The sequence below is a fragment of the Bradyrhizobium sp. dw_411 genome (assembly GCF_018449695.1).
In the GTDB taxonomy this organism is placed as follows: domain Bacteria; phylum Pseudomonadota; class Alphaproteobacteria; order Rhizobiales; family Xanthobacteraceae; genus Bradyrhizobium.
In genome coordinates this window covers 62,831-81,913 of sequence record NZ_JAAVUY010000015.1, presented here as the reverse complement: position 1 = coordinate 81,913, position 19,083 = coordinate 62,831, and the positions used below count along the sequence as shown (strand labels likewise).

Sequence of the window (19,083 nt, the reverse complement as noted above, 5' to 3'; positions counted from 1 at the left end):
GGAGTTAGGGAAAGCGATTCGCAATGGCTGAGCCGATCTATCGTCGTGTGGTGATCAAGCTCTCGGGCGAATACCTCGCCGGCGCGCAATCCTTCGGCCTCGATCAGCCCATCGTCGACCGGATCGCAGGCGATCTGATTGCCGCCCGCGAACTCGGGGCCGAGATCGCCGTGGTGGTCGGGGGTGGCAACATCGTTCGCGGCGTCGAAGTGTCGTCGCGCGGTGTGTCCCGGCCGACCGGCGATACCATGGGCATGCTCGCCACCGTGATGAACTGCCTCGCGCTTGAGGCCGCGATCGAACGCCGCGGCGCGCCTGCGCGCACGCTGTCGGCATTTGTGATGCCGCAGATTTCAGAGCTATTCACCCGAAGCGCCACGCACCGCTATCTCGCCGAGGGACGGATCGTGCTGCTTGGCGGCGGGACCGGTAATCCGTTCTTCACGACCGATACCACCGCCGTGTTGCGCGCGGCCGAAATCGGCGCGCAGGCGGTGCTGAAGGCCACCAATGTCGATGGCATTTACAGCGCCGATCCCAAGAAAGATCCATCGGCGAAGCGATTCGACCGTTTGACGCATTCGCAGGCGATCGAAGGCAATTACAAGGTCATGGACGCGACCGCTTTCGCGCTTGCCCGCGAGACTTCGCTGCCTATCATCGTGTTCTCGATCGCCGAGCCGGGCTCGATCAGTGCGATCTTGCGCGGCGCCGGCCAAGGTACCATCGTCGCCGGCTGACCGGCCTTTAAAGCGCCGAACGCGCGAAAGGCCGGCGGCATCGACGAGTTTTCAGGAGGAAGAGCGTTATGCCCACGGGTAGTTTCGACGTCAGCGAATTGAAGCGCCGCATGCAGGGCGCCACCCAATCTCTCAAGCACGAACTGGGCGGCTTGCGGACCGGCCGCGCGACGGCCTCGATGCTGGAACCGGTGCAGGTCGATGCTTACGGTACGCATATGCCGCTCAATCAGGTGGCGACCATCAGCGTGCCCGAGCCGCGGCTGCTTTCGGTGCAGGTATGGGACAAGTCGATGGTCAAGGCCGTGGAAAAGGCGATCGTCGATTCCAATCTTGGCCTCAGTCCCGCGACCGAAGGGCAGGTGCTCCGTCTGCGCATTCCCGAACTCAACGAGGATCGCCGCAAGGAACTCGTCAAGGTCGCGCACAAATATGCCGAAGCTGCCAAGGTCGCGGTCCGCCATGTCCGCCGCGACGGCCTCGATACGATCAAGAAGCTTGAGAAGAATCACGAGATTTCCGAGGACGATCAGGAACGTCTGGCCAATGACGTGCAGAAGGCGACTGACGGGACGATCACGGAGATCGATCAGTTGCTTGCGGTCAAGGAAAAGGAAATCCTCACCGTCTAGACTGTCTTTTGTGTGAGCATGATCCCGGAACAGGCGATGTCGTTTGTCCGGGAAGTCCGGTTCCCACTGTTCCGGACGCTGCTCTTAAGGGCATGCTCTTAAGGAATTGATTGATGTCGAACGCCGCAGCCCCTGCAACCGAAGGATCGGATCGATCCGATGGTCCGTTGCATGTGGCGATCATCATGGACGGGAACGGGCGTTGGGCGGCGGCCCGCGGTCTGCCGCGTGCCGAAGGCCATCGCCGGGGCGTCGAGGCGCTGCGCCGTGTGGTTCGCGCCGCCAGCGAACTCGGTGTGTTGTATCTGACGATTTTCTCCTTCAGTTCGGAAAACTGGTCGCGTCCAGCGACCGAAATCGGTGACCTGTTCGGTTTGCTCCGGCGCTTCATCCGCAACGATCTGGCGACGCTGCATCGCGACGGTGTGCGGGTCCGTGTCATCGGCGAGCGCGACGGACTGGAACCAGACATCTGCGCGCTTCTGAAGGAAGCCGAGGATCTCACGCGCGACAACGTCCGGCTCAACCTGGTGGTCGCCTTCAACTATGGATCGCGGCAGGAAATCGCGGCCGCGGCGCAGCGGCTGGCGCGGGAAGTCGCGGAGGGCAAGCGTGATGCGTCCTCGATCGACGCCGATACGCTCGGCCAATATCTCGATGCGCCCGATATTCCCGATCCCGATCTGATCATTCGCACCAGCGGCGAGCAGCGGCTGTCGAATTTCCTGATGTGGCAGGCGGCCTATAGCGAACTCGTGTTCGTGCCGATTCACTGGCCGGATTTCGACAAGGCCGCGCTTGAAGGCGCGATCGCCGAATATGCCAGACGGGAGCGTCGTTTCGGCGGTCTGGCCGCGAAAACCGGATCGTGACCGAGGGCGACGCCGCGCCCGCGGCCGCCGTCGAGCAGGGGACCAATAATCTCCTGATGCGCGTGATCGTCGCGCTGGTTTTGGCGCCTCTTGCGCTCGCGATCGCCTATGCCGGCGGATGGCTGTGGACCGTTCTGGTGACGCTGGCGTCGATTGGTCTCTATGTCGAATGGCTGACGATCGTGGCGGCGTCGCGCGAAACGCGCGCGATAGCTGCGGGCATAGCTGCGCTGGTAATATCGGGACTTTGCCTGGCGCTGGGGCGGATCGACGCTGCTTTCCTGGTGCTCGTTGTTGGCGTGGCCGGTGTCGCGTTGTTCGCCAAGGAGCGCCGTGTCTGGGCTGTCAGCGGATTTCTCTATGCGGCTGCGGCCGAAATCGCCTCGGTGCTGGTGCGGCTCGACCAGGTCAAGGGATTTGCCGCGCTGATCCTGGTGTTGCTGGTGGTGTGGGTGACCGATATTGGCGGTTATTTTGCCGGCCGCGGCATCGGCGGACCAAAACTCTGGCCGCGGGTCAGTCCCAAGAAGACCTGGGCCGGCGCTATCGGCGGCTTTGTGGCCAGTCTGGTGATTGCCGGCGGATTTGCGCTATTGGGTCTGGGCAAAACCGGGCCTCTGCTGCTACTTGGGGCCGTGCTCTCGATCGTCTCGCAACTGGGGGATCTGTTCGAGTCTGCCGTGAAGCGCCGGTTTGGCGTCAAGGACTCCAGTCACATCATTCCCGGGCATGGCGGCCTGTTGGATCGTCTCGACGGTTTCGTTGCAGCCATCGTCCTGGCGGCAGTTTTCGGATTTTTGCGGGGCGGCGCGGATGGCGTCGGCCGCGGTCTTATGGTTTGGTGATCTCATGAGCGCAGTACCGTTGCGTAACAACAAGTCCGTGGCGTCGGCCGTACGCTCGGTGACCGTGCTGGGGGCCACCGGCTCGATCGGCGACAGCACGATGGATTTGCTGAGGGCTTCGCGCGACCGCTATCAGGTCGAAGCGTTGACCGCGAATACCAACGTGCAGGGGCTGGCCAAGCTGGCCAAGGAGTTCGGCGCGCGTTTTGCGGCTGTCGCCGATCCCAGTCGCCTTAATGAGTTGAAAGACGCGTTGGCCGGGACCCGCATCGAATGCGGCGCCGGTGAAAGCGCTATTATCGAGGCCGCGGCCCGTCCGGCGGATTGGGTCATGGCGGCGGTGAGCGGCGCGGCCGGCTTGAAGCCCGCGCTCGCCGCGGTCGATCGCGGCGCCAGCGTCGCGCTGGCCAACAAGGAATGCCTCGTTTGCGCCGGTGATTTCTTCATGCAGCGCGCGGCCAAGGCCGGTGCCTGCATACTGCCAGCCGATTCCGAGCACAACGCGCTGTTCCAGGCGCTGGGTTCCGGCAACCGCGAGGAACTGGTTCGCGTCATCATCACCGCATCGGGCGGACCATTCCGGACCTGGGCCAGCGCCGATATCGAGCAGGCCACGCTCGCACAGGCCCTGAAACATCCGAACTGGAGCATGGGACAGAAGATCACCATCGATTCGGCGTCGATGATGAACAAGGGGCTCGAAGTCATCGAGGCCTCCTATCTGTTCGCGCTGGCGCCGGAAGAGATCGACGTTCTGGTGCATCCGCAGTCGATCATCCACGGCATGGTGGAGTTTTCCGATCGTTCGGTGGTGGCGCAACTGGGGTCGCCCGACATGCGCACGCCGATCGCGCATTGCCTCGGCTGGCCCGATCGCATCGTCGGGCCGGCGGCCAAGCTCGATCTGGCCAAGATCGGGCAGTTGACCTTCGAGGCGCCGGATTTCGAGCGGTTCCCGGGGTTGCGGCTGGCGTATGATGCGCTGCGGACCGGTCGTGGCGCGACCACAGTTTATAACGCGGCCAACGAGGTCGCCGTGGCGGCATTCATCGCCGGCAAGATCAGATTCGGGGCGATCGCCCGGCTGGTCGAGGCGACCATGGACGCCTGGATCCGCTCCGGAAACCTGGCCCCGCTGACGTCCGCCGACGATGCGATTTCCGTTGACCATAATGCGAGAAATAAAGCGGTCACCCTATTGCCTCAAATTGCCTTAAAGGCATCCTAGAGCGTTGGGGGCAGGGCCTTTTGGCTCTGGTTGAGGGGAAGCGGATGGTTGAGTTTTTTCTACATAGTTTCAATACGTTGACCCATGGCCTGATCGGTTACGTCGTCCCTTTCCTGTTCGTGCTGACCATCGTCGTTTTCTTCCATGAGCTCGGTCACTTCCTGATCGCGCGCTGGGCTGGCGTGAAAGTGTTAACGTTCTCGCTCGGCTTTGGACCGGAACTGGCGGGGTTCAACGACCGTTTTGGCACCCGTTGGAAGATCTCGGCCGTCCCGCTCGGCGGCTACGTCAAGTTTTTCGGCGACGAGAGCGAGGCTTCCACGCCGTCCTCCGAAACCCTCAGCAACATGACCGAGGAAGAGCGTGCCGGCAGCTTCCACCACAAGGATGTGGGGCGGCGGGCGGCGATTGTGGCCGCCGGTCCGATCGCCAATTTCCTGCTGGCGATCGTAATCTTTACCTGCCTGTTCACCTTTTTCGGCAAGCCCAGCACCACCGCGCGCGTCGACAAGATCGAGGCATCCAGTGCGGCAGCGGCGGCCGGCTTTCAGGTCGGCGACATCGTAACCGAGATCGATAAACAGGCGATCGGAAGCTTCTCCGATATGCAGCGCATCGTCAGTATTCATGCCGGCGAGCCACTGACGTTCACGATCAAGCGCGGCGATTCGACCCTGCAATTGCAGGGCACCCCGGAGCTCAAGGAAGTAAAGGACGCATTCGGGAACGCGCATCGGCTGGGCGTGCTGGGCATTACCCGCCAGACCTCGGCCGGCGACGTTACCACCGAACGAGTAGACCCCGCGACCGCGCTCTGGCTTGGCGTCAAGGAAACCTGGTTCGTGGTTGATCGCACCCTGGCCTATATCGGCGGTGTCTTCACCGGGCGCGAAGCGGCCGACCAGGTCGGCGGCCCGCTGCGGATCGCCCAGATTTCAGGGCAGGTCGCTACCATCGGTCTTGCAGCGCTGATTCATCTGGCCGCGGTTCTCTCGATATCGATCGGGCTGTTGAACCTGTTCCCGGTTCCCCTGCTCGATGGCGGCCATCTTTTGTTCTATGCGGTCGAGGCAGTCCGCGGGCGCCCTCTGTCGGAGCGGGCGCAGGAGATGGGGTTCCGAATCGGATTGGGGTTGGTGCTGATGCTGATGGTGTTTGCCACCTACAACGACATCTTGCATCTGGCCGCATCGTGAAGCGGCTTTTTTATGGCGTGGCCGATGGGCAACGTCTTGGAATGAAAATGAAATCGCACTGCGATAGAACGTTTGCCGGCTTGGTAAAATTGGCTACAAGCGGGTCGACAAATGGGATTCTGCCGGGTCGTAGGGGTACGAACCGGTATTGGAATGACGAGGGCGCGTTGCGCATGAATGTTGGAATGCGAGTGCGGGGGGGCTTGTTGGCCGCCCTGATCATGGTCGCCGTGCCGGTTGCTGCCTCTCTGGCGGCTGTGGTTGTGTCGTCACCGGTGGCTGCCCAAACCGTGGATTCTATCCAGGTCGAAGGTAATCGCCGCGTCGAAGTGGCGACCATCCGTTCCTATTTCAAGGCGGGCCCCGGCGGGCGCCTCGACCAGCCTCATATCGATGACGGCCTGAAGGCCCTGATCGAGACCGGGCTTTTCCAGGACGTCAGGATCAATCAGGCCGGCGGCCGTCTGGTGGTGACCGTGGTCGAAAACCCGGTCATCGGCCGCGTTGTCTTCGAGGGCAACAAGAAGGTCAAAGACGAACAGTTGACCGGGGAAGTCCAATCCAAGCCGCGTGGCACGCTGTCGCGTCCCGTGGTCCAGTCCGATGCCCAGCGCATCGCCGAAATCTATCGCCATTCCGGCCGTTATGACGTGACCGTCACGCCCGAAATCATCGAACAGCCCAACAACCGCGTCGATCTGATTTTCACGATCACCGAGGGCGCGAAGACCGGCATTCAATCGGTCAATTTCGTTGGTAACGTCGCTTATTCGTCGTATCGCCTGCGGGACATCATCAAGACGCGTGAATCGAATCTGCTGAGCTTCATGGGCGGCAGCGACACCTACGATCCGGACCGGATCGAAGCGGATCGCGATCTGATTCGCCGCTATTACCTCAAGCATGGTTTCGCCGACGTGCAGGTGGTCGCCGCGCTGACGGAATACGATCCGCAGCGCAAGGGATTCATGGTGACCTTCACGATCGAGGAGGGCCAGCAGTACCGGGTCGCCTCGGTCAACTTCCAGTCCAGCATCGGTTCGCTCGACGGCAATTCACTGAGCCGGTTCTCGCGCGTCAATGTCGGCTCGCTCTACAACGCCGAAGCGCTGGAGAAGTCGGTCGAGGAAATGCAGATCGAGGCCTCGCGCCGTGGTTTTGCCTTTGCGATCGTGCGTCCGCGCGGTGATCGCAATTTCGAGGCGCACACCGTTTCCATCGTCTTCACCATCGACGAGGGTCCGCGGACCTACATCGAGCGAATCAACATTCGCAACAACACCCGTACCCGCGATTACGTGATCCGCCGTGAATTCGATATTGCCGAGGGTGACGCCTACAACCGCGCGCTGGTTGATCGCGCCGAACGCCGTCTGAAGAACCTCGACTTCTTCAAGACCGTGAAGATTTCCACTGAACCTGGATCCTCGAGCGATCGCGTGATTCTCATCGTCGACCTCGAAGAGAAATCCACCGGCGACTTCTCGGTATCGGGCGGTTATTCGACCACCGACGGTCCGCTCGCCGAAGTCAGTATCTCCGAGCGTAACTTCCTTGGACGGGGCCTGTTTGCGAAAGCGTCGGTGACATACGGCGAATACGCGCGCGGCATATCGCTGTCGTTTGTCGAGCCTTATCTGCTGGATTACCGCGTCGCTCTCGGCCTCGACACGTATTACCGTGAGCAGCTACCCAATAACTATATTTCGTACGGCACCAAAACCCTGGGCATCAGCCCGCGGCTCGGGCTCGCCTTGCGTGAAGATCTCACCTTGCAGCTTCGGTATTCGATCTATGAGCAGGATATTTCGCTGCCGAGCTATCTGAACAACTGTAACAACAATCCGTCGAATGGCCTGCTCGCCTTTAACCCGTCGCCGGCATGGGTCGCAGGAAACGGAGGACCTCCCGTTGCAACCGCGATGGGCGCTACGGATATTTCGGGCATGGGTCTGTGGTGCTACAGCGACGGCGAAGCTTCGTTGCCGGTCCGCAAGGAACTCGCCAACGGTTCCACGTTGACGTCGGCGATCGGTTACACGCTGAACTACAACACGCTCGACAATAACAAGAACCCGACCGACGGTCTGATGATCGATTTCAAGCAGGACTTCGCGGGCGTTGGCGGCGACGTGACCTACCTGAAAACCGCGATCGACGCGAAGTACTACACCCCGCTGGTGTCCGATATCGTCGGGTTGGTCCATGTGCAAACCGGCCTGCTGACCCAGGTCGGCAACAACGCCATTCGCATGCTCGATCAGTTCCAGATGGGACCGAATCTTGTTCGCGGCTTTGCGCCGAACGGCATTGGTCCGCGTGACATCAATCCTTACGGTACGCAGGATGCGCTCGGCGGCACGAAGTATTGGGGTGCGTCGCTGGAAATGCAGATGCCGTTCTGGTTCCTGCCAAAGGAAATCGGCTTGAAGGGCGCGGTCTATGCGGACGCGGGCGGTCTGTATGACTACACGGGACCGACGTCGTGGGCTGCCACCGGCGAAGTCAACACGCCGGGTTGCGTGCCTCCGACCAATCCGTCGGCTCATCCGAACGTTCCGCCCAATCCCGGAACCTGCTTGGGATTGCAGTATGACAGTTCCAGCGTGGTCCGTTCGTCGGTGGGTGTCGGTCTGATCTGGGCGTCGCCGTTCGGTCCGCTGCGTTTCGATTATGCGGTTCCGCTGACCAAGAGTCCGTATGATCGAGTGCAGCAATTCAGATTTGGCGGCGGCACATCGTTCTGAGTTTAATTGCCGGCCGGACCGCGACGGGTGGAATGGCGCAACCGATATTCTTTGAGCAACCACCTTCGTCGACGCTGGCTGATATCGCCGCGTTGACGAAGGCGCATCTGTCCGATGCATCGCTGGGTAACCGGCAGATCACGGGACTGGCTTCGCTCGACGAAGCCGGCCCGATGCATCTGACGTTTTTCGATAATCTCAAATATGCCGATCAGCTTGCTTCGACGATGGCCGGAGCATGCCTGGTCAGCGCTCGATTCGAGGGCCGTGTGCCGGCTCATGTCGCGGCATTGCGGGTGGAGCATCCGTTCCGTGCGTTCGTGAAGATTGCGCGCAAGCTCCACAGCGATGCGCTGCGTCCGCAGTCCTGGTTCGGCAATAGCGGCATCGCGCCATCAGCCATTATCGACCCGACGGCGCATCTGGAAGATGGCGTGATTGTCGATCCGCTCGCGGTGATCGGTCCAAATGTGGAAATCGGCGCCGGAACGGTGATCGGCGCCGGGGCCATCATCGCGGCCAATGTCAGGATTGGCAGGGATTGCAATGTCGGGGCCCGCTGCTCGATTCAATTCGCGCTGATCGGAAACGACGTGCTGATCCATCCCGGCTGCAGCATCGGACAGGATGGCTACGGCTTCATCTTCTTCGGCGAGGGCGGGCATTTGAAGGTGCCGCAAACCGGCCGCGTCCTGATCCAGAACGGCGTGGAGATCGGCGCCGGAACGACCATCGATCGCGGCAGCCTGCGCGATACGGTAATCGGGGAAGGCACGAAAATCGACAATCAGGTCCAGATCGGCCACAATGTGACAATCGGCAGGCATTGCCTGCTCGCGGCCCAGATCGGGCTCGCCGGCAGCCTGACGATCGGGGACAATGTGGCATTGGGCGCCAAGGTGGGCATCAACAACCATCTTCATATCGGCGACGGCGCCCAGGTGACGGCGATGAGCGGCGTAAAGGACGACATTCCGGCCAATGGACGCTGGGGAGGCTTCTTCGCAAAGCCGACCAAACAGTGGTTCCGGGAGATCGTGGCGGTGGAACGTTTGGCGCGCGATGGCGCGGCCGATCCGAAGGGCAAGGGGCAGGGTTGATGGAGGAGGCCGCGGTCAAATTTGAGCTCGTGGATATCAACGAGATCCTCAAGACGCTCCCGCACCGTTATCCAATGCTGCTGATCGACCGGGTGATCAAAATCCGGAGCGACTACAGCGGCATCGGCATCAAGAACGTCACCTATAACGAGCCGCCGTTTCTCGGACATTTTCCAGAGCGTCCGGTCTATCCGGGGGTGATGATGATCGAGGCCATGGCGCAGACCGCCGGCGTCATCGGAATCAAATCGGTCGAAGGCACCGAGAAGCCGCGCGCGGTTTATTTTCTGACCATCGACAAGTGCAAATTCCGCAAGCCCGTGTTGCCCGGCGACACCATCGAATATCACATGCGCAGCATCGGACGGCGCAAGGCGATGTGGTGGTTTCACGGCGACGCCAAGGTCAACGGCGTGGTCGTTGCCGAAGCCGACGTCGGCGCGATGCTGACCGACTGACGCGCCGTACGTGCGCGTTATCGGCGCCGGTGCCTTGCGTCACGGCGCTCCAATCGACAGTACGGAATTTGTGTGGTCTAATTTCCGCGACATGGCTGGGAAACATCCCGTGTCTTGGAAACGTCCAATGCGTATCGCGATCACGCTCACCGTTTTAGCGGCACTATCGGTGATCCCTCGCAGTGGCGCGGAAGCCGGCCAGACCTGCGTATCCAAGGCCACCGAGGCGCTGCCGCGCATCGTGGGACTGGTGGTAAAGAAGTCGCGCACACGTCCGGTACCGCCGGAGATTCTGGCGACGTGGAAGGGCCAGTCACGGCCCGTGATCATCGACGTGGATGTTGAGGATTCAGGTGAAGCGCAAACCTATTCCTACATGTGCGTGGTCACGCAAGGGTCTGCCTTCGTGCAGCGCACGATGAATTAGCCAACGGATTTTCCGGCTGGTGAAGACGCCGTCTCAATCCTCGCTCGTAAGCTGCGGACCTTGTGTCCTGCGAATTTCGCCGATGGCAATGAACGTCAGTACCGCAAGGATGGTAAGCCCGATCATCATCGCATTGATCCCTGTATCTCCTGGCTGGATTGTAGGCACGCGGCGTCGGCTTTTTCGCGCTCAAATGCTGTCCAAGCGTCTCGAAGTTTGGGCACGGCCGAGGCCCAAGCAATGGGCATGGGGCCCGTCGCCTCATCGTTTTTAGGCGGCAAAGGCGTCATAGAAGGTAACCAGACGTCACTGGACAGCCCCGGCAGCCCGCGCTAACCACTGCAAAATCAATCAGATGACCACCCGACACCACAGGGACCAAGAGACTTCGATGAGTACGATCGATCCCACCGCGCGGATTGAAGATGGCGCTGTGATCGGCGAGGGCACGTCAATCGGCCCTTATTGCGTCATCGGCCCCCACGTCGTGATCGGCGCGAACTGCAAGCTGGTCGCGCATGTCCACATCACCGCGCAGACCAGTATTGGCGACGGCACCACGATCTACCCCTTCGCCTCGCTCGGCACGCCGCCGCAATCGCTGAGCTATCGCGGCGAACTGACCAGGCTGCAGATCGGCCAGGGCTGCACCATCCGGGAATCGGTGACCATGAACGCGGGGACCGTGGCCGGTGGCGGCATCACGCGCGTCGGCGATCGCGGCTACTTCATGAATTGCAGCCATGTCGGTCATGATTGCCAGGTCGGCAATGACGCGATTTTTGCGACGTCGGCGACGCTCGGCGGTCACTGCGAAATCGGTGATTTTGTTTTCATCGGCGGCTTATCGGCTGTGCATCAGTTCACGCGCATCGGGCCGCAGGTGATGGTCGGTGGAGTCTGCGGGGTTCGCGGCGACGTGATTCCGTTCGCGCTCGTCAACGGCCAGTACGCCAGCCTCGAAGGCCTTAACATCATCGGCATGAAGCGCCGCAAATTCACCAAGGAGCGGCTGGCCACGGTGCGCTCGTTCTACCAAAAGCTGTTCCATGGGCCCGGCATTTTTGCCGAACGGCTCAGTGCCGTACAGCCACTGGCGAGCGAGGATCCCGCGATCGCGGAAATCCTTGCGTTCATCGAAAACGGCAAGCATCGCGCGCTATGCCTCCCGGCCAATCCGCGCGACAGGCCGTGATGATGAGGCCGCCGGAGCCATGACATCGGGGGCTTTGCAAATTTCATCGCCGGTCGGCCTGATCGCGGGAGGCGGCGTAATGCCGTTTGCGGTCGCGGATTCGCTGATCGCGCGCGGCATCGATCCCGTTGTTTTTGCGCTGAAGGGCGCCTGCGACCCGGTAGCCGCCGAGCGCTTTCGCCATCACTGGATATCGGTCGGTCAGCTCGGGCGGGCGGAGAAACTGTTTCGCGCCGAAAACTGCCGGAATCTGGTTTTCATCGGCACGCTGGTGCGGCCGGCGTTATCCGAGATCAGGCTCGACTGGTCGACGGTTCGCGTGCTCGGGCGGGTATGGGCCGCCTTCCGGGGAGGGGACGATCATCTGTTGTCCGGGATCGGCCGCATCCTCGAGCAAGATGGTTTCCAGATGATGGGCATCAAGGATGTCGCGCCCGATGTCCTGATGCCGCAGGGCTGTCTCACCCGGACCTTGCCCGATGAAAGCTCCGCCGCCGACATCGCCAAAGGACGGGACGTATTGAGTGCGCTCAGTCCCTTCGACATCGGGCAGGCCGCGGTCGTGATCGACGGCCATGTGGTCGCGGTGGAGGATATCGAAGGCACCGACGGATTACTGGCCCGGGTCGCGCGCCTGCGCACCGAGGGCCGCATTCGCGCCAAGGCTGCGCGCGGCGTGTTGGTGAAGGCTCCCAAGCGCGGACAGGATCTGCGCTTCGACCTGCCCACGATCGGACCGCGAACCGTCGAGGGAGCGGCGGCCGCGAAGCTGGCGGGGATTGCGATTGTCGCCGGCAATACCATCGTGGTTGAACCGCAGAGCGTGGTCGAGGCCGCGGAGGCCGCGGGTCTGTTCGTCACCGGTTTGCCTGCGTGATGGCGGCGCGCGGAACCAGTGATGTGGCGCGAAAGATTTTCCTGATCGCCACGGAAGAATCCGGCGATCGGCTTGGCGCCAGCCTGATGAAAGTATTGCGCCAGCGTCTTGGCGGCGCGGTGCAGTTTGAAGGCGTCGGCGGCCAGTCGATGGCCCGCGAGGGATTGACGTCGCTGTTTCCGATCGAGGAACTCTCGATTATCGGGCTGGCGGCTGTCGTTGCGCAATTGCCGAAAATTCTGCGGCTGATTGGCGAGACCGCCCGTGCGGTGACGCAGGCCTCGCCCGATATTCTGGTGATTATCGACAGTCCTGATTTCACCCATCGGGTTGCGCGCCGCGTTCGTGCCAGCGATCCCTCGATCCCGATCATCGATTATGTATCCCCCTCGGTCTGGGCGTGGCGGCCCGGCCGGGCGCGGGCGATGTGCCGCTATATCGACCATGTTCTGGCCGTGCTGCCGTTCGAGCCGGAGGAGTATCGCAGGCTGCGCGGTCCGCCCTGCAGCTATGTCGGTCATCCCCTGACCGAGCAGACCGGGATGCTGCGGCCCGACCCCGGCGAGCAGAAACGCCGGGACGAGGCGCCGCCGGTTCTGCTGGTTCTGCCAGGAAGCCGCCGCAGCGAAATCAGGCATCACATGGCGATCTTCGGCGAGACATTAAGCCGGCTGCGCGACGAGGGTGTCGCGTTTGAACTGATCCTGCCGACCATGCCGCATCTGATCGAAGCGGTCAGCGAGGGCATCAAGGACTGGAAGGTGGCGCCGCGGATTGTGGTCGGTGAGCAGGAAAAGCGGGCGGCGTTCCGGATTGCCCGTGCCGCGCTCGCCAAGTCCGGCACCGTGACGCTTGAACTGGCGCTGGCCGGCGTGCCGATGGTGACGGCCTACCGGACCGGCGCGGTCGAGGCGTGGATCGTTCTGAAGGTAATCGATGTGAAGTCCGTCATTCTGGCCAATCTGGTGGTCGGCGAGAACGTCGTTCCGGAATTCCTGCAGCAGGATTGCACGCCGGAGAAACTGGCGCCCGCGCTGCGCGAGGTGCTCGAGGATTCTCCGTTGCGCCGCCGCCAGGTCGAAGCCTTCGCGGGGATCGATGGGATCATGACGACAGGCGATCAGCCGCCCGGCGTACGCGCCGCCGATATCGTGCTGGCGACGTTGCAAACGGCGCGGGGCGCGAATTAAACGAAAAAGCCCCGGTTCGGATAGAACCGGGGCTTTGGCCGTGTTTTTTTTCCGAAGCCTGGCTTATTTGCGCTTGTCGATGTCGACGTAATCGCGGTGCGTCGCGCCGGTATAGAGCTGGCGCGGACGGCCGATCTTCTGCTGCGGATCTTCGATCATCTCGCTCCACTGGCTGATCCAGCCGACGGTGCGGGCGACCGCGAACAGCACGGTGAACATCGAGGTCGGGAAACCCATCGCCTTCAGCGTGATGCCCGAATAGAAGTCGACATTCGGATAGAGCTTGCGGTCGATGAAGTAGGGATCGCTCAGCGCGATCTTTTCCAGCTCCAGCGCGACCTTCAGCATCGGATCGTCACCATGGCCGGTTTCCTTCAACACGGCGTGACACATCTTCTGCATGATCTTGGCGCGGGGATCGTAGTTCTTGTAGACGCGATGTCCGAAGCCCATCAGGCGGACTTCGCTGTTCTTGTCCTTCACCTTGGCGATGAATTCGGGAATCTTGTCGACGGTGCCGATCTCGGCGAGCATCGCCAGCGCCGCTTCGTTGGCGCCGCCATGCGCCGGTCCCCACAGGCAGGCGATGCCGGCGGCGATACAGGCGAACGGGTTGGCGCCGGAAGAGCCGGCGATACGCACGGTCGAGGTCGAGGCGTTCTGCTCATGGTCGGCGTGCAGGATGAAGATCTTGTCGAGCGCGTCGGCGAGAACCGGATTGATCTTGTAGTCCTCGCAGGGCACCGCGAAGCACATGTTCAGGAAGTTCTCGGCAAAGCTCAGCGAGTTCTTCGGATAGATGAAGGGCTGCCCGATGGTGTATTTGAACGCCATCGCGGCCAGGGTCGGGATCTTCGCGATCATGCGCATCGAAGCGATCATGCGCTGCTGCGGATCGTTGATGTCGGTGGAGTCGTGATAGAACGCGGCCAACGCACCGACGGAAGCGACCATCACGGCCATCGGATGGGCGTCGCGGCGGAAGCCCTGGAAGAACCGGGCCATCTGTTCGTGAACCATGGTGTGCAGGATCACACGCCGGTCGAAATCCGCCTTCTGCGCCTTGGTCGGTAATTCCCCGTAAAGCAGGAGGTAGCAGGTCTCCAGGAAGTCGCCGTGCTGGGCGAGCTGTTCGATCGGGTATCCCCGGTACTCCAGGATACCGGCGTCGCCGTCGATATAGGTGATCTTGGACTGGCAACTGCCGGTGGAGGTGAATCCGGGGTCATAGGTGAACATCCCGGATTGGGCGTAGAGCTTGGCGATGTCGACGACATCCGGCCCAACAGTGCCGCTCAAAATCGGGAAATCGTAGGTCTTGTTGCCTACCGTCAGTGTTGCGGTTTTGCTTTTGGATGTTGCGTCCATCGTGAAGTCCCCGATGAGATCGTTGCGAAAAGCCGGCGGCCGCTTTCGCCATTCCGATGTGGGTGGCGAGCGAAGCCGGGTATTCTGAAAAGAACGCCTAAATGGGTAGCTTATTGCACTGTGCGCTGCAAGATGGCCGCTTCACGGCGGCGGTCCGCCTTAAGCAGGGGACTGGTCGCCGAGCCGGGCCAGGCATTCCTCACGTCCCAACACCGCCAGCACGTCGAAAATCCCTGGCGAGGTGGTGCGCCCGGTCAGGGCGGCGCGAAGTGGCTGGGCGACCGCGCCAAGCTTGAGGCCGTTTTCGTCCGCAAACGCGCGCATCGCGGCTTCGGTGGTTGCCGCACTCCAGGCCGTGACCGCTTCAAGGGCGCTGCGCAATCTACCGATCAATTCGCGGTTTTCCGGTGTCAAAATTGCTGCAGCTTTTGGCTCGATCTCGAGCGGCCGGTCGGCAAAGATGAAGTAGGCGCCGTCGATCAGCTCGATCAGCGTCTTGGCGCGTTCCTTCAGGCTCGGCATCGCCTGCAGCAATTGCGCGCGCGTGGTGTCGTTGAGTTTTGCCTTCAGGTCCGACCCGTTCGGAACATAGTCCAGCACGCCCTCGAACATGGTCACGAGGGATTGATCGCCGGCATGCCGGATGTAGTGGCCGTTGAGGCTCTCGAGCTTGGCGAAGTCGAACCGGGCGGCGGAGCGGCCGACGCCCGGCAGGTCGAACGCGGCGATCATTTCCTCGGTCGAGAATATCTCCTGGTCGCCATGGCTCCATCCGAGCCTGACCAGGTAATTGCGCAAGGCGGCCGGCAAATATCCCATGGCGCGGTAGGCGTCGACGCCGAGCGCACCGTGGCGCTTGGAGAGTTTTGAGCCGTCGGGCCCGTGGATCAGCGGGATGTGGGACATGCTTGGAATGCCCCAACCCAGCGCGTCGTAGATCTGCTTCTGACGCGCCGCATTGATCAGGTGGTCGTCGCCGCGAATGATATGGGTGACACCCATGTCATGGTCGTCGACCACGACCGCGAGCATATAGGTCGGGTTGCCGTCGCCCCGCAGCAGCACGAGGTCATCGAGGTTTTCGTTCTGCCAGACCACGCGGCCCTGGACCTGGTCCTCGATCACGGTTTCGCCGGTCTGGGGCGCCTTGAGCCGGATGGTTGGTTTCATGCCGGACGGGGCATCCGAAGGGTCGCGGTCGCGCCACAGGCCGTTATAGAGGCGTGTGCGGCCCTCGGCGCGGGCCGTTTCGCGCATCGCGGTCAGTTCCTCTGGGGTGGCGTAGCAGCGATAGGCCATGCCACTGGCCAGCAAGGCTTCCGCGACCTCGCGGTGGCGTGCCGCCCGGCTGAATTGATAGATGACGTCGCCGTCCCAATCGAGTTCGAGCCATTTCAGCCCATCGAGAATGGCCGCAATGGCCGCCTCGGTCGATCGCTCCCGGTCGGTGTCCTCGACGCGCAGCAGCATCTTGCCGCCACGGCCGCGCGCGTAGAGCCAGTTGAACAGCGCCGTGCGGGCCCCTCCGATGTGGAGAAAGCCGGTCGGCGAGGGAGCAAAGCGTGTGACGATCTGATCGGTCATTATATGTAGCAATGGCGGGGAGGGCGGGATACGCCCTGATGGCGTCGGGGCTATATAGCAGGAACCGGGCGTAACTAAAGCCTTCCTTGGGAGGTGCGGATTTGGCAGATAGACCGTTGATTCCGGAACAGGAAACAAGAATGACCGTAGAACCAGAGGCCGCAGAGGCAGGGCGCGATTTCATTCGCGACATCGTCCAGGCCGATCTCGACAGCAAAAGACACAGCCAGATCGTGACGCGCTTCCCGCCGGAGCCGAACGGCTACCTGCATATCGGTCATGCCAAGTCGATCGCGCTCAATTTCGGCATCGCGCAGGAGTTTTCCGGCCGCTGCAACCTGCGGTTCGACGACACCAATCCGACCCGGGAAGAACAGGAATACATCGATTCAATTCAGGCTGACGTGAAGTGGCTCGGTTACGACTGGGGAACCGATCTGCACTACGCGTCGGATTATTTCGAGCGCCTGTATGACTGGGCGGAAGGCCTCATTCGCGCCGGTCTCGCCTATGTCGACGACCAGTCGCAGGAGGAAATCCGCCTCAAGCGCGGCACGCTGACGGAACCCGGCCAGAACAGCCCGTTCCGCGGTCGCTCGGTGGACGAAAACCTCGATCTGTTTCGCCGCATGAAGGCCGGTGAATTTCCGAACGGCGCGCGGGTGCTGCGCGCCAAGATCGATATGACGTCGGGCAATATCAATCTGCGCGACCCCGTGCTCTATCGCATCCTCCGCGCCACCCATCCCCGCACCGGGGATAAATGGGCGATCTATCCGAGCTACGATTACGCTCACGGCCAGTCGGACGCGATCGAGGGCGTTACCCATTCGATCTGCACGCTGGAATTCGAGGACCACCGGCCGCTCTACGACTGGCTGCTCGACAAGCTGCCGGTGCCGTCGAAGCCGCACCAGTACGAATTCGCCCGGCTCAATCTGACCTACACGCTGCTGTCGAAGAGGGTGCTGACCGAACTCGTGCGCGGCGGCCATGTCGCGGGTTGGGACGATCCGCGGATGCCGACGATCGCCGGACTGAAGCGGCGCGGAGTGCCGCCGGCCGCGGTCCGGGAGTTCGTCAAGCGCATCGGCGTCGCCAAGGCCAACAGCATTGTCGATGTCGGCATGCTTGAGTTTTGTATTCGCGAAATTCTCAACCGGACGGCGCAGCGCCGCATGGCGGTGTTGCGGCCGCTCAAGGTGGTGATCGAGAATTACCCCGAAGGGACGAGCGAAGAACTCGAAGCCATCAACCATCCGGACGATCCCGCCGCCGGCACGCGCAAAATCGCGTTTGGCCGCGAACTCTATATCGAGCAGGACGACTTCATGGAAAATCCGCCGAAGAAGTTCTTCCGCCTATCGCTCGGCACCGAAGTACGACTGCGCTACGCGTATTTCATCAAGTGCCACGAGGTCGTGAAGAATGCGGCCGGCGAAGTCATCGAACTGCGTTGCACCTATGATCCCGCGACCAAGGGCGGCAACGCGCCGGACGGGCGCAAGGTCAAGGCGACGATGCATTGGCTGTCGGCCGCGCAGTCGGTACCGGCAGAGATTCGCGTCTACAATCCGCTGTTCGCGAAATCATCGCCGGACGCCGGCAATTTCGCCGCCGACCTCAATCCGCAGTCGCTGGAAATTCTCAAAGACGCCCGGATCGAGCCTGACGTCGCGCAGAGCACGTCGTCCGACGTGATGCAGTTCGAGCGGCAGGGCTATTTCGTGCGCGACAAGGATTCGACGCCGACACATCCGGTATTCAACCGGACCATCGGCCTGCGCGATACCTTTGCGAAGGAAGTCGGCAAGGGGTGACGGAGGTATGCTCTGAGCTAAGCAGGCGAGGGCCGCGGAAGCATCCACGCCGTTACTCCTTGTTCAAGTCGGCGGCGCCGAGGCGGGTCGCGGCGCTTGCCTCGCAACTGGTGCAGCCCGGGGCGGCGGTGCCGGCTTGGCAAGCGGCTGCAATGGCTCGGGCGGAGGTGCATTCCTGCCATCGCTGGTCGGCCCGCATAGCCCGCCCAGGGCCGCAGCGGCGTTGGTGTTGGACGCTTGCAACTCAGCGGTTGCTTGCTGACAGGTTACCCAGTCCTGACGTCGGTTGAGCATATATTCGACGCGGTTCCAAAACAGACGATACAGGGGTACGCTCGCCATTGCTCCTTCGTAGTTACTCCTCGAATATCCGCCGCCGGACGTGCCTTCTTCGCTGATAGAAACCGATGCCTTTAATCCGCTCGGATCGGGCTCTGTCAGGAATTCCCATTTCTCGCGCCCGTTTGCTGCGGCAACGACGGCGTAGATGAAATAACGGCGTAAACCCGTGAAACCGGTCAGCGTGTATCGAAACTCAAAATCGTCCGGGTCCGATATTCTTAATACGGTTTCTGCCGCCTTGAGAACGCGCTCGCGTGTCTCTCCCGGAAATACGCGGGTAGCCTCTGCCAGATAATCATCCCGATCTCGCACTTGATGCGGCGCCGCGGCACAACCAGCCAGCGCAGCGCTGAACGCTACGATTCCAATAATACGCATTTTTAGCTTTTCCCCAACCGACTGGATTGTTCCGCAACCAGAAGGCGAGAGCAAGGGCGATTGTGAGGTACGGTTACCGGCGGT

At 61.8% G+C, this 19,083-nt stretch carries 17 protein-coding genes; 14 read left to right on the top strand and 3 right to left on the bottom strand.

Features of this window, described 5'->3' with window-relative positions; all coding sequences use genetic code 11:
- Positions 1-23 precede the first annotated feature (23 nt).
- From pyrH to lpxB, 13 genes are all read left to right on the top strand, one after another.
- Positions 24-740, top strand: coding sequence for a UMP kinase (gene pyrH / locus HB676_RS24170; RefSeq protein ID WP_213740972.1), 717 nt, complete (start codon positions 24-26; stop codon positions 738-740).
- Between the two features lie 68 nt (positions 741-808).
- Positions 809-1,372 carry a ribosome recycling factor gene (frr, locus tag HB676_RS24165; protein ID WP_213740971.1) on the top strand — a complete coding sequence of 188 codons (564 nt, stop codon included), beginning with the start codon at positions 809-811 and terminating at the stop codon, positions 1,370-1,372.
- 113 nt (positions 1,373-1,485) lie between these two features.
- Complete coding sequence (locus tag HB676_RS24160; RefSeq protein WP_213740970.1) at positions 1,486-2,244, top strand: isoprenyl transferase; 759 nt, start codon at positions 1,486-1,488, stop codon at positions 2,242-2,244.
- On the top strand, positions 2,241-3,089 hold the full coding sequence (locus HB676_RS24155; protein ID WP_213740969.1) for a phosphatidate cytidylyltransferase: 849 nt from the start codon (positions 2,241-2,243) through the stop codon (positions 3,087-3,089). Before HB676_RS24160 ends, HB676_RS24155 begins: the two co-directional genes overlap by 4 nt.
- Positions 3,090-3,093: 4 nt before the next feature.
- A complete protein-coding gene (gene dxr, locus HB676_RS24150) occupies positions 3,094-4,317 on the top strand; it encodes a 1-deoxy-D-xylulose-5-phosphate reductoisomerase (protein ID WP_213740968.1) in 1,224 nt (407 codons plus the stop codon).
- Positions 4,318-4,361: 44 nt separating this feature from the next.
- Positions 4,362-5,513, top strand: coding sequence for an RIP metalloprotease (locus HB676_RS24145; RefSeq protein WP_213740967.1), 1,152 nt, complete (start codon positions 4,362-4,364; stop codon positions 5,511-5,513).
- Between the two features lie 173 nt (positions 5,514-5,686).
- The gene (bamA, locus tag HB676_RS24140) at positions 5,687-8,260 is read left to right on the top strand and encodes an outer membrane protein assembly factor BamA (RefSeq protein ID WP_213740966.1); all 2,574 of its coding nucleotides are present in this window, start codon (positions 5,687-5,689) and stop codon (positions 8,258-8,260) included.
- Between the two features lie 32 nt (positions 8,261-8,292).
- On the top strand, positions 8,293-9,360 hold the full coding sequence (gene lpxD / locus HB676_RS24135; RefSeq protein WP_213740965.1) for a UDP-3-O-(3-hydroxymyristoyl)glucosamine N-acyltransferase: 1,068 nt from the start codon (positions 8,293-8,295) through the stop codon (positions 9,358-9,360).
- Positions 9,360-9,818 (top strand): 3-hydroxyacyl-ACP dehydratase FabZ, encoded by a 459-nt coding sequence (gene fabZ / locus HB676_RS24130; protein ID WP_213740964.1) that lies wholly within the window; start codon positions 9,360-9,362, stop codon positions 9,816-9,818. The genes lpxD and fabZ overlap by 1 nt, the downstream gene beginning before the upstream one ends.
- Before the next feature lie 127 nt (positions 9,819-9,945).
- Positions 9,946-10,245 (top strand): hypothetical protein, encoded by a 300-nt coding sequence (locus HB676_RS24125; protein ID WP_213740963.1) that lies wholly within the window; start codon positions 9,946-9,948, stop codon positions 10,243-10,245.
- 391 nt (positions 10,246-10,636) lie between these two features.
- Positions 10,637-11,440 carry an acyl-ACP--UDP-N-acetylglucosamine O-acyltransferase gene (lpxA, locus tag HB676_RS24120; RefSeq protein ID WP_213740962.1) on the top strand — a complete coding sequence of 268 codons (804 nt, stop codon included), beginning with the start codon at positions 10,637-10,639 and terminating at the stop codon, positions 11,438-11,440.
- A gap of 19 nt (positions 11,441-11,459) precedes the next feature.
- A complete protein-coding gene (gene lpxI / locus HB676_RS24115) occupies positions 11,460-12,317 on the top strand; it encodes a UDP-2,3-diacylglucosamine diphosphatase LpxI (RefSeq protein WP_213740961.1) in 858 nt (285 codons plus the stop codon).
- Positions 12,317-13,507 (top strand): lipid-A-disaccharide synthase, encoded by a 1,191-nt coding sequence (gene lpxB, locus HB676_RS24110; RefSeq protein ID WP_213740960.1) that lies wholly within the window; start codon positions 12,317-12,319, stop codon positions 13,505-13,507. The genes lpxI and lpxB overlap by 1 nt, the downstream gene beginning before the upstream one ends.
- A 63-nt stretch (positions 13,508-13,570) precedes the next feature.
- On the opposite strand, the gene gltA is transcribed toward lpxB, so the two are convergent.
- Positions 13,571-14,875, bottom strand: coding sequence for a citrate synthase (gene gltA / locus HB676_RS24105; protein ID WP_213740959.1), 1,305 nt, complete (start codon positions 14,873-14,875; stop codon positions 13,571-13,573).
- A 159-nt stretch (positions 14,876-15,034) separates the two neighbouring features.
- Positions 15,035-16,459 carry a glutamate--tRNA ligase gene (gene gltX / locus HB676_RS24100; RefSeq protein ID WP_213740958.1) on the bottom strand — a complete coding sequence of 475 codons (1,425 nt, stop codon included), beginning with the start codon at positions 16,457-16,459 and terminating at the stop codon, positions 15,035-15,037.
- 140 nt (positions 16,460-16,599) lie between these two features.
- Here gltX and HB676_RS24095 point away from each other — a divergent pair, with 140 nt between their 5' ends.
- Entirely contained in the window at positions 16,600-18,279 is a 1,680-nt protein-coding gene (locus HB676_RS24095; protein ID WP_213740957.1) for a glutamine--tRNA ligase/YqeY domain fusion protein, read from the top strand.
- A gap of 63 nt (positions 18,280-18,342) precedes the next feature.
- On the opposite strand, the gene HB676_RS24090 is transcribed toward HB676_RS24095, so the two are convergent.
- Positions 18,343-18,999, bottom strand: coding sequence for a hypothetical protein (locus HB676_RS24090; RefSeq protein ID WP_213740956.1), 657 nt, complete (start codon positions 18,997-18,999; stop codon positions 18,343-18,345).
- Positions 19,000-19,083 lie beyond the last annotated feature (84 nt).

Coding starts and splice junctions, on each gene's coding strand:
- HB676_RS24145 (WP_213740967.1), top strand. CDS start 4,362: ATGGTTGAGTTTTTTCTACATAGTTTCAATACGTTGACCCATGGCCTG.
- dxr (WP_213740968.1), top strand. CDS start 3,094: ATGAGCGCAGTACCGTTGCGTAACAACAAGTCCGTGGCGTCGGCCGTA.
- HB676_RS24125 (WP_213740963.1), top strand. CDS start 9,946: ATGCGTATCGCGATCACGCTCACCGTTTTAGCGGCACTATCGGTGATC.
- HB676_RS24095 (WP_213740957.1), top strand. CDS start 16,600: ATGACCGTAGAACCAGAGGCCGCAGAGGCAGGGCGCGATTTCATTCGC.
- HB676_RS24090 (WP_213740956.1), bottom strand. CDS start 18,999: ATGCGTATTATTGGAATCGTAGCGTTCAGCGCTGCGCTGGCTGGTTGT.
- bamA (WP_213740966.1), top strand. CDS start 5,687: ATGAATGTTGGAATGCGAGTGCGGGGGGGCTTGTTGGCCGCCCTGATC.
- gltA (WP_213740959.1), bottom strand. CDS start 14,875: ATGGACGCAACATCCAAAAGCAAAACCGCAACACTGACGGTAGGCAAC.
- lpxI (WP_213740961.1), top strand. CDS start 11,460: ATGACATCGGGGGCTTTGCAAATTTCATCGCCGGTCGGCCTGATCGCG.
- frr (WP_213740971.1), top strand. CDS start 809: ATGCCCACGGGTAGTTTCGACGTCAGCGAATTGAAGCGCCGCATGCAG.
- fabZ (WP_213740964.1), top strand. CDS start 9,360: ATGGAGGAGGCCGCGGTCAAATTTGAGCTCGTGGATATCAACGAGATC.
- HB676_RS24160 (WP_213740970.1), top strand. CDS start 1,486: ATGTCGAACGCCGCAGCCCCTGCAACCGAAGGATCGGATCGATCCGAT.
- gltX (WP_213740958.1), bottom strand. CDS start 16,459: ATGACCGATCAGATCGTCACACGCTTTGCTCCCTCGCCGACCGGCTTT.
- lpxD (WP_213740965.1), top strand. CDS start 8,293: ATGGCGCAACCGATATTCTTTGAGCAACCACCTTCGTCGACGCTGGCT.
- lpxA (WP_213740962.1), top strand. CDS start 10,637: ATGAGTACGATCGATCCCACCGCGCGGATTGAAGATGGCGCTGTGATC.
- lpxB (WP_213740960.1), top strand. CDS start 12,317: ATGGCGGCGCGCGGAACCAGTGATGTGGCGCGAAAGATTTTCCTGATC.
- pyrH (WP_213740972.1), top strand. CDS start 24: ATGGCTGAGCCGATCTATCGTCGTGTGGTGATCAAGCTCTCGGGCGAA.